The following is a 10,217-nucleotide window of genomic DNA, read 5'->3' as shown; positions in this document are numbered from 1 at the left end:
ATATTCGATAGGAAGATTAACCATTTTGGTGAATGTTGATCCTGTTAAAAATCCCCTTTTTTATCCTCCATTCAAACAATTATCAATGTTTTTCTATTCCTAATGCATAATCACGGTTAAAAGATCACACTACAGAATAGTAGCATCATGAAGCAGGACATTCCAATACTATATAAAAAAGGGATCACCACAAGAGTGATGATCCCGACTACTAGTAAACTGAATTTCAATTACCTCATTCCCATTCTTTAGTCATAGTGCCGAGGAAGCTTAATAAATCTCTGATTTCTCTTTTGCTCAGTAACTCTTTCATATCTGGCATACTAGATGGCGAGTTTTTACGCTCAGCGATACTGCTATTCATGATCAAGGTATCAGGCTTAGCGCCTACTTTCAGTACTACCCCATCTCCTCGATCTTCCATCAAGGTTCCACTCACAGACGTTCCATCTTTCAGCTCAAGCTGAACAAAACCATAACCTGGAGCCAGGCGCTTACTTGGATTGATCAACGCTTCCAGAAGTTCAGTTTTGGTGGCTCTATTAGCAATACCGTTCAAGTGTGGCCCTGCTACTCCTCCCATGTCATCGTAGCCATGGCATCGAATACATTGAGCTGTTTGATTTTGGAAAAATATATTTCTTCCAGCTCTCACACTACCTCCTTCGAGTGCTCCACTATAAAGAGCCACCAGATCTCCTTTTGTACGTGTTTCTTGCACCTGGTCGTATTTGGTTCTCAATTCAGGTGATTTCGTGGCATCGATAGCTTCTTCCAATTCGATCATTACTTCATTTTGCAATTTGTTTTTTGACAAGTCATCCAACAGTGTATTCCAAAGGGGTAACTCAGCAGAATTTTCAAGATTGCCCAGACTGAGTAAAGCAGCCTGTTTTTCGGCAGTTGTTCTATTTTGAATTACATCCTGAAGCAAATTCACCATCAAGTCTTGAGGAATGTCAGTTTTGGTCAATAGATCCAAACCAACTACTCGCACGGCTCTAGAATTATCCTTCATTGCTATTTCTATAGGTTCTGAAATAGATTCAGGATTAGCATTGGAAAGAGCCAATATTGCTGCTACTCTCACATTTTCAGATTGGTCATTTTTCAACAAAGCAACTAGCTTCGATTCAGCATCAGCAATCTTTAATTTCCCGATTGCTTTTACTCCAGCCTCTCGTATGATTTCATTTCTATCATTCAAAGCTCCTAGCAAAGTGGCTTTAACTGATTCTTGAATTGGTGCTAGATCTCTTTCTACACTTCCACGATTTCTCCCATCTACACGATCAAGCACAGATGGCTTAGCCCAGGTACCCAAGGTAGCAATAGCCTCTGCCTTCAAAATGGAATTTACTCCTGGCTTTGCTATGTAGTTCTTGAGATTATCCTGCGACTTCTGTGTTCCCACTCTCAGGTTTGCGCTGATAGCTCTTCTAATCAAAGGTTCATTTTCAAAGCTTGTAGTCACCAATAGATCACCCAAAGCTGGAAGCGCACCTTCTATAGAGAAATCATCATTAATCGCTCTCGCAACTTCCGTTACGATGTATTCGTCCTTATCAGCCAGGAATGCAGTAATCCCGGGATCTGCCATTCTACGCAGTGCCAAAACAGCTCCAAGACGGACTGCATTGGAAGGATGAGAAGCTAATGCAATAATTGGCTCCTTCTTATTGATTCGTGCCAAAGCTAAACTAGCAGCATGGCGTAAAAATGCATCTTCATCATTGTTAGCGTCCAATACCCCGATCAAACCGTCAAGCGCAGGTTCGTAGGCAATTCTTCCCAAAGCTTCTGAAGCAAAGAATCTCACTCTGATTTCACTGTCTTTCAATAAGGGAATTAAAGCTGCCCCAGCTTTCGCGTATTTAATATCTCCAAGCCACTTAGCTGCCTGAGCTCTGATTTCGGGATCATTGTCTTTCAGCAATGGGATCAAGGCATCTGCATAGTCCATTTTCTCCAATCTTGCCAATTGGCTGATTCCTACAATAGCATGTATTCTTGCCAATTGATTAGCTTTTTGGCTAACAGCCCCCTGAAACACTTTAATTCCATCTTCTCCTCTTTTAGCCAGTTCAAATTGGGCCTTTCTTCTGATTCTCATGTCCTCATCTCCTAAATAACCACTGAGTGCTTCATCCGTGAGTGTTTTGAAATCAGTTTTCATCACTTGAGCTGTGACCTTTCTAGCTTCCCAGTTTGCTCCTCCTTCATCCTCAATTTTCCAAACTCTACCGTAGTTTTTGGTATTCCATCCATCTATCCAATCAGCAAAATATAGAGAGCCATCAGGACCAAAGTCCAAACCAGTGGCCAAAACTCCAGACATGATATTCTCTGTTTGTGACATTTTGAAAGATGCTCCATCAGGTTCTAGTTTGAAAGCGTGAATTCCAGATCTAGTAGGATTACCTACAAAAGAAGCTACGAAGAAAGTGTTTTTCCATTTCTCTGCTAAAGCAGTTCCTGGGTTATATACCATCCCTGTTGGGCCATTGATGTAGTTTTGAATGGGCGGTGTGATATAGGCTGCCTGGCCTTCATGTCTAGGAATGAACAATTTTTCTTCCATCCATACCTTGTAAGTATTATTATCCGGATCGCGGTATTTGCCAAATTGCCAGTTGGTTCTCCAGCCAGTATCTGAACCGTTGACCAGATAAACTAGTCTTTCGCTTTCTCCAGCATGATCCCCATCATTGTCAACAGAGATCAAGTTGTTGTATGCATCAAAAGTAAATTCGTGGGTATTTCTTACGCCCATAGCGAAAATCTCAAAATCACTTCCATCTGGATTTGCCCGGGCGACTACTCCTCTATTTGGATATTTCCATTCAGTTCCATCTGGCCCTACTCCATTGAATCCAATGTCGCCAATACCCCAGTAAATTCTTCCATCTGGCCCAAGTTCGAGCCCTGACATTCCATGTCCTCCAAAACCAATATGAACGCCATAGCCATGGGATATGGATTCTTTCTCATCCATGATTCCATCACCATTTTTATCAGTAAGTCTCCATACGTCCGGACCTACTCCTACAAAAAGGTTATCGTCCAATTTCAGCAAAGCTCCAGCCACATCTGTAGTCACATCATTGAAATCCTGAACCATGATCTGAGAATAGTCTGCCAGACCATCTCCATCTCGATCTTCAAGGCGATATAGCTCTTCTCTCTCCACCGTCATATCCCGCCAGTCATGGGAACCGTCCCCGTTGACATCACCAAGCCAGGTATTTTTATCGGACATCTCTGGAGATAATGTCTTTTGAAGAAAAGCTCTTTTTTCTTCGATAGTTTGAAGACTGATAGATTCTATTTCCCATTCTTGGTGACCTCTAATATCAAATTCAGAGTTTTTCTGACGGTTGGTTCGCGTGTAATACAAACTACCATCGTCAGTCACCTGTATCGAAATCGGATCATAGACAAGTGAGTCAACTGCCCATAGGGAAAGTTTGAGGCCAGGACTAAGCNGTTGGTTCGCGTGTAATACAAACTACCATCGTCAGTCACCTGTATCGAAATCGGATCATAGACAAGTGAGTCAACTGCCCATAGGGAAAGTTTGAGGCCAGGACTAAGCGTAGGATTAATCCCACCTTCTGCAGCTAGAACCATGGGAGCAATTTCTTCTTGGGTCAAGGTTCGTTCTCGGAGATCCACATTCTCACTTTTACTACAGGAAAACAAAAGAGGAATTGCTGCGGCCAAAATGATTTTGGCGTAGTGACGTTTAATTTTGGGTTGAGGCATAGGTTAATTTTAATTTTCCAATCTTGAAATTAGCAAAATTAAAAATGGCTTTTTCGCCATTAATCAAAAAGGGTGGCAAAAACAAAAATCCCGACCAAGGATCGGGATTTTGTACACTTTAACCACTAACAACCATAAAACAAAAATTTCTGCAGACTAAGCGGGGATTGAGCCTAACGTCTTGGTAGTCGGTACGGGAATCGAACCCGTGTTTTATCCGTGAAAGGGATACGTCCTAACCCCTAGACGAACCGACCATAATAAATAAAAAATTTCTCACAACTTCCTGAAATTCAGGCGACAATGTAGTCGGTACGGGAATCGAACCCGTGTTTTATCCGTGAAAGGGATACGTCCTAACCCCTAGACGAACCGACCATTAATGACCTTGAAAAACTTGCTTTTTCAAATGGTTGTGCAAATATAGAGGCTTATGTTTTTAAAACCAATTTGGCTTCAAAAATTTCTTTTGATTTAGGCTAAAAAGCTGATCCAAAAGGAATAAGATTTTCTTAGAAAGGTTTGCAGTTGATTTTCCTACTTTTGATTTCCAATTAGAAAGCTACCAATGAAATCAACCAAACAAATCAGAATTGCTATAAACGGTTTTGGACGTATAGGCAGATATACAGCAAAATTACTCCTAGAAAAAAAAGAATTTAACCTGGTCGCTATTAACGATTTGGCTGATCAAACTGCCATCGTTCATTTGCTAAAATACGATTCCATTCATGGTAAATCTAAAAATAAAATTGAGCTTCAAGACTCGATTCTGAAGGTAAATGAAAATGAAATTCAACTTTTTGAGCATGCTGATCCAGCAAAACTCCCATGGGAAAGCTTAGCTATTGATATAGTAATCGAATGTACAGGGAGGTTTACGGATAGGAATGGTGCTGAAAAGCATTTGTCCGCAGGCGCAAAAAAAGTAATTGTCTCTGCTCCTTCCTTAGATCCATCTATCAAAATGGTGGTTTTGGGTGTGAATGATTCCATTTTGACTGGTGATGAAAAAATCGTTTCAAATGCTTCCTGCACCACGAATTGCTTAGCTCCCATGGTGAAAGTGCTGGATGATAATTTCGGAGTAGTCAAAGGTTTCGCTTCCACTGTCCATTCTTATACGAATGATCAGAACCTGCATGACGCCCCGCATCGGGATCTCAGAAGAGCTAGAGCAGCTGCCTATTCCATTATCCCCACCACTACTAATGCAGGAAAAGCATTGGATGAAGTATTGCCAGAGCTGGCAGGTAGAATAGAGGCTTCCGCAATGAGAGTACCTGTACCGGATGGTTCATTAACTGATATGATCGTGGAACTGAAAGAAGCAGCCACCGAGGATCAGATAAATGCAGCTTTCCGTGAGGCGAGTACAGGTTATTTAAAAGGATTTCTTGAAGTAGAGGACTCTCCTATTGTATCTATTGACATTATAGGAAATTCGCATTCCTGCATTATTGATTCTGCTCTCACTTCTGCAAAGGGCAAAATGATAAAGCTTGTAGGCTGGTATGACAATGAAGCGGGCTACGCCAACCGTTTAGTCGATCTAGCCCGTTTAATCTCATGAAATCGGGCATGACGCAAGCGACACACCGAGGGATGATTATAACCTGCGAGATTCTCCCGAATCGAGTTCGGGACAGGTTATGACCAATAAAAATCAATTATAAACAGATGAAATTATATTGATTTTAAGCTTTTACGCGATTCAGTGAAAGAAGCTTGACAACAAAATTTGGTAAGTTTCCTTTCTTTTTTCGTTCTCCCAAATTAAGATACCAGCCAATCTTCTCCATGATAGGAACCTTAAACGTCTCTACCATTTCGATCAGCGTGCCATCTGGGTCTTCCAAATAGGAGAATCTACCAGCTGCTTTTCCCATGTCGAATTCATTCTGACTATCTACGGTAAGTTCAATGCCTTCTTGGGCAAGTTTTTCCTTGATAGTACTCATGCCATTGACATCAAAGCACACGTGGATAAATCCTAAATCACCCCAGTTTCTATTTTCAAAAGCTTTATTCCTAGGTTGATTTTTTGTCTCCAATAATTCAATCTGGGTTTGACAAAATAGCTTACCAAAAGCTCCCGTCATCACTGATGAACCCTGAAGAATGGCTCTTCGATAGTTGGCATCGCCTTCACCTACTTGAGCAAAATCTTTCCACTTACCTGTTTTGTCGCAAAGGATTTCAGTTTGCATTAAATGTTTTTGATAAATAGGCAAAGCATCATCAACAGACGACACGCCAATAACCACACCTAAAACACCTCCTGTAAGATCCTTATTTTTACTAAACCAAGAGCCGTTTTCAATCAGTTCGAATGTATTTCCATAAGGGTCTTTTACATAAAAATGCCATACACCTATTGGGTTTTTCACAGGCTCACCCAGCACCACAGCTCCTACACTTTTAAGGTGAGCATAGGTTTTTTGTATATCGTGACAACGCATTTTCACTGCCAAAATCCCTAAATCTTTCCACGTAAGCTCCTGCTCAGATGCTTGCGGTTCCTTGGAGGTGTATTGCCAAATCTCAAAGCCTCCTCCGCCCTGCATATTCATGGCCAAGATCGCATGCCTGCTTTCCACCTTACCAGAAGTGTAACGGGTCATTAATTTTGCTTCAGCACTATCCTGAAAGATCGGCACATCCATCTTAAATGCTTTCCTGTACCAAGCCCATGCCTGGTTTGCATCATTTACTCCTATCCCAACTTGCTGGATTCCATTGATTGTCGCTTGATTCATTCAACTACTGTTATACTTTTTGTTCTTATGGTTTAAAAAATTTAAATATAAACTTTTGATTGTAGCTGGCTTAACTTTTAACAAAAAAAGAGAGAAAGCCATCAAATTAGCCAGCTGTACTATCAGCCAACTATTTTCACTGTATTTACGAGCAGACACTGTCATTTCATTTGAAAGGACATGAAAATTAGATTTTTGGCGAATTCTACTTACCATCTCAATGTCTTCCATAATGCAAAAGGTTTCGTCATAACCACCCAATGCTTCAAAAAGTGATTTTTTGATAAATAGAGATTGGTCTCCTCCTCCGGATAAAAGGCCGTTAAACTGCGTAAACCGGGAATTTAATTTCAGCAGCCTACTTTCTCTATCAAATCGGTAGCAAAAACACCCCACTTCTTTCCCCAGAGAAATACTTTCCAAAATAGCTTCTGGATAATTCTCCACAGGCCTGGTATCGGCATGCACAAAGTAAAAAACGTCGCCTTTTGCATGTTTGGCTCCTAGATTCAATTGCGCAGCCCTGGAGCATGTAGGCGAATGCACTACTAATGCGCCGAGCAACTCAGCAACGGTGATGGAACTGTCTTTAGAACCTCCATCCACAACTATAATTTCACGAATCATCACACCTCCATTTTGTTGAAGGTAAGGGATCAATTCTACTAGATTCGCGTCCTCATTTAGACAGGGGATAATTACAGAAATCCTATTTGCTTCAGTCAACCCTTCGCTTTATCGAATAATTCTTAATGTTGTTTTCCAATACTACTTTCTGCAAAACTCCTCCTTCGTAGTAAAAACGATTCATGCTACCGTTCACCTCAATCTCGTAAACCCCTTTCTCTATCTCTCGTACCGTGGTAAGCATACCAAAGTTTTCCGAGATCAAAATATCCCCAGCCTTAGGCTCATGAAAATATAAAGTTGCTGTACTTGCATGAATGACCTGATTAATAGGGTCCTCATTATGGAATTTATATGAATTCGCATCTACATCGTAATGATCCTTATTCCAGGTAACTGAGGTCAAAAAATTCCCCCTATTGGAATCCGAATTTGTAGTTGCTTTCATGAGTTGACCATTTTCATAGTGGGCTTTCTGCAGAAATTCCACATGGATTTTGCCAAAAAACCAAAATTCTACTTTACTGTGAATCTGATAATCTTCCCCCTTTGGAGAGGTGGTTTTATCTGCTTGCATACTGCCAATTGTAAATCCAGCAAGCACAATATCATACCTGTTTATTTTGGTTTGGCTGAAGCAATTTATTCCGACTCCAAGCAGTAGGAAAAGTAAGATGATTACAAAACTTATTAGCTTATAGCTTTTTAGCAACATATATCTCTATCAAGAGGTGAAGAATTTATTCTATATTTTTTCAACGTACAACCTCAAAAATAAGATGGACTTTCCGATTAGTTAACCCAAATGATGAAGAAACATCAAAGTTAAAGTTTATCCTTAAACCTATTCCAGTCCGCTTCAAAATCCACATCCGAAAGGGTGGGCAGCAATGCAAAGGTAATCTCATTCTTTTTCAAATATTCTATCGTCAATGCTGCCACTTGGTCTGTACTCCACGGTATTCCTTCAAATAACCCAGAAATAAATGTGGTCATACCAAGTAAGTAATACCCCCCATCTGTCGCAGGACCTATGACCACTTCACTTTCTTCTAGCTCTTCAAATGCTTTTGAAATAAGTTTCGGAGTAATCTCGGGACAGTCTGTACCAATTATTACCAATCTATCAAAATTCTCCTGGAAAAGCCTCTGAAGTGCATGGCTCATTTTATCACCCAAATCCTGACCTGACTGCAATTCAAACCTATAATTTTCTGGATAGACAGAACTGTCTACTTCAAGATGATTTGAGAAAAATAGGATCTTCTGAGCCGGACATTGTGAAGCTATTTTGTGGGTGACATTGACCAAAAGTTGATATGCTTCAAAGGCTTTTTGATCTCCTATAGTCGCAGAAAGCCTCGTTTTTACCTTGCCTAGTTCCGCATTCTTCTGGAAAATCACTATTCCTTCTTTCATCTGATCATAATTTAGATTTCTTAGTTAAACGCCTGCGGAATTCGAAAAAACACCTGAAGGATTTAATAATCGTTCTCTTAAGTATTGCTTGCGTCATGCTCGATTTCTTTTGTTCTTTTGCCTTGACGCAAAAGAACCAAAAAGTCAAGACGCCAGCAAAGCTTCACCCCGCAGGCCAGCCGCCTGGCTCGCTGCTGCGACAGCCTTACGCGCCCTAAGAACAAGCATATCTGCTGTTGCGGTGTATGCTGGGATATAATTCATCCCCCTGTGTGTCGTCCGCTCCTCATGGGTATTTCATATGTTTATAATAGTTTTTAATTGGTCATAACTTATCCCGTGACAAAGGAAACGGGATAGCCTGTCCCGTCCGCCGCGGCGGATCGGGAGAATCTCGCAAGGTAGATAATCATCCCAGTGTATGTCGCCTGCGATATGCTCGATTTCATGGGTGTTTTGATTTCTATATAAGTACGAATTAAAAGTATTAGTTGGACTTACAACCCAGATTTTACAAAATGGGTTTAGGATACATTATTTTTTCACAAAGATTGAGGAAAACCTGAACTGAAAATATGGCTGAACGTTCTATTCATTAATTAAAAAGGAACTTTTAAACAACTAACAACATGGCATTACGACTAGGCGACACGGCTCCAAATTTTACGGCCGGCACTACAGAAGGAACAATTGATTTTTATGAGTACTTGGGGGATGGATGGGGAATTCTATTCTCCCACCCTGCCGATTATACTCCTGTATGCACGACGGAATTAGGTGCGGTAGCCAAACTTAAAGACGAATTCGCTAAGCGAAACACCAAAGTAATGGCGCTTAGTGTGGATGGACTCGACAGCCACCAAGGCTGGATTTCGGATATCAATGAAACTCAGGGCACCACGGTGAATTTTCCGATCATCGCAGATTCTAACCGCAAGATCGCGGATCTTTATGACATGATTCACCCGAATTCCAATGAGAATTTCACTGTAAGATCGGTATTCGTGATCGGCGCAGATAAGAAAATCAAATTGATGATCACCTATCCAGCCAGCACAGGAAGGAACTTTGAAGAATTACTCCGCGTCATAGATTCGCTACAATTGACAGCAAATTATTCAGTAGCCACCCCAGCCAACTGGAAGCAAGGTGAGGATGTGGTGATCGCTCCTGCGATCAAGGATGAAGATATTCCTGCCAAGTTCCCTAAAGGTCATAAAGTGATCAAACCATATCTAAGAACAACCCCACAACCAGATTTATAATTATCTGGTTTTCAATCAAAAAAGGCTTTCACTTGAAAGCCTTTTTTGATTTTATCCTTAGCTATCTTTACGATTCAACTAACAGGAATTTTGCTCTAGCTGCACCCGCTCTCACCGATTTAGCATGTTGGTAACCTTCAGAATTGTACCAAGCTTCAGCTTTCTCCTTCGTAGGAAACTTTAGCATTACCAATCGCTCATGGTTCCATTCTCCTTCTAGCACTGTCACAGGATTACCACGAAGGACGAACTTCCCTCCATAAGCTGAAACTGTTGCTGGGGTGAGTTGCTTATATTCATTATACTTTTCAGGATCTGTGATATCTACTTCAACTATGACAAAGGCAGGCATAAGATCAAATTTTGGTTATAGGCAAATTTA

Annotated in this window: 7 protein-coding genes, 2 tRNA genes and 1 pseudogene; 2 read left to right on the top strand and 8 right to left on the bottom strand. The window is 40.9% G+C overall.

Annotated elements, in window-relative coordinates; translation table 11 throughout:
• Window positions 1–235: 235 nt before the first annotated feature.
• The 3 genes and pseudogenes from U3A58_RS02960 to U3A58_RS02950 all read right to left on the bottom strand — a co-directional run.
• Window positions 236–3,484, bottom strand: a pseudogene (locus tag U3A58_RS02960) (HEAT repeat domain-containing protein); the annotation flags it as partial.
• 463 nt (window positions 3,485–3,947) lie between these two features.
• A tRNA-Glu gene (locus U3A58_RS02955) sits at window positions 3,948–4,022 on the bottom strand.
• A 49-nt stretch (window positions 4,023–4,071) separates the two neighbouring features.
• Window positions 4,072–4,143: transfer RNA gene (locus U3A58_RS02950), tRNA-Glu, on the bottom strand.
• A gap of 190 nt (window positions 4,144–4,333) precedes the next feature.
• Here U3A58_RS02950 and gap point away from each other — a divergent pair.
• A complete protein-coding gene (gene gap, locus U3A58_RS02945; RefSeq protein WP_323821894.1) occupies window positions 4,334–5,338 on the top strand; it encodes a type I glyceraldehyde-3-phosphate dehydrogenase in 1,005 nt (334 codons plus the stop codon).
• 124 nt (window positions 5,339–5,462) lie between these two features.
• Here gap and U3A58_RS02940 read toward each other — a convergent pair whose 3' ends face one another.
• The 4 genes from U3A58_RS02940 to U3A58_RS02925 form a co-directional block, all read right to left on the bottom strand.
• A complete protein-coding gene (locus U3A58_RS02940) occupies window positions 5,463–6,524 on the bottom strand; it encodes a VOC family protein (RefSeq protein ID WP_323821893.1) in 1,062 nt (353 codons plus the stop codon).
• On the bottom strand, window positions 6,525–7,250 hold the full coding sequence (locus tag U3A58_RS02935) for a TIGR04283 family arsenosugar biosynthesis glycosyltransferase (RefSeq protein WP_323821892.1): 726 nt from the start codon (window positions 7,248–7,250) through the stop codon (window positions 6,525–6,527).
• The gene (locus U3A58_RS02930; protein WP_323821891.1) at window positions 7,243–7,866 is read right to left on the bottom strand and encodes a DUF6134 family protein; all 624 of its coding nucleotides are present in this window, start codon (window positions 7,864–7,866) and stop codon (window positions 7,243–7,245) included. Before U3A58_RS02930 ends, U3A58_RS02935 begins: the two co-directional genes overlap by 8 nt.
• A 110-nt stretch (window positions 7,867–7,976) precedes the next feature.
• Window positions 7,977–8,570 (bottom strand): TIGR04282 family arsenosugar biosynthesis glycosyltransferase, encoded by a 594-nt coding sequence (locus U3A58_RS02925; RefSeq protein WP_323821890.1) that lies wholly within the window; start codon window positions 8,568–8,570, stop codon window positions 7,977–7,979.
• A gap of 629 nt (window positions 8,571–9,199) precedes the next feature.
• On the opposite strand from U3A58_RS02925, the gene U3A58_RS02920 reads away from it, so the two are divergent.
• Window positions 9,200–9,835: a peroxiredoxin gene (locus tag U3A58_RS02920; protein WP_323821889.1), complete on the top strand. Its 636-nt coding sequence runs from the start codon at window positions 9,200–9,202 to the stop codon at window positions 9,833–9,835.
• A gap of 67 nt (window positions 9,836–9,902) precedes the next feature.
• Here U3A58_RS02920 and U3A58_RS02915 read toward each other — a convergent pair whose 3' ends face one another.
• Window positions 9,903–10,187: a DUF1330 domain-containing protein gene (locus U3A58_RS02915; protein WP_323821888.1), complete on the bottom strand. Its 285-nt coding sequence runs from the start codon at window positions 10,185–10,187 to the stop codon at window positions 9,903–9,905.
• Between the last annotated feature and the right edge of the window lie 30 nt (window positions 10,188–10,217).

Origin of the sequence: Algoriphagus persicinus (assembly GCF_035156415.1) — a bacterium.
Taxonomy (GTDB): domain Bacteria; phylum Bacteroidota; class Bacteroidia; order Cytophagales; family Cyclobacteriaceae; genus Algoriphagus; species Algoriphagus persicinus.
This window is presented reverse-complemented; position numbering and strand designations above follow the sequence as displayed.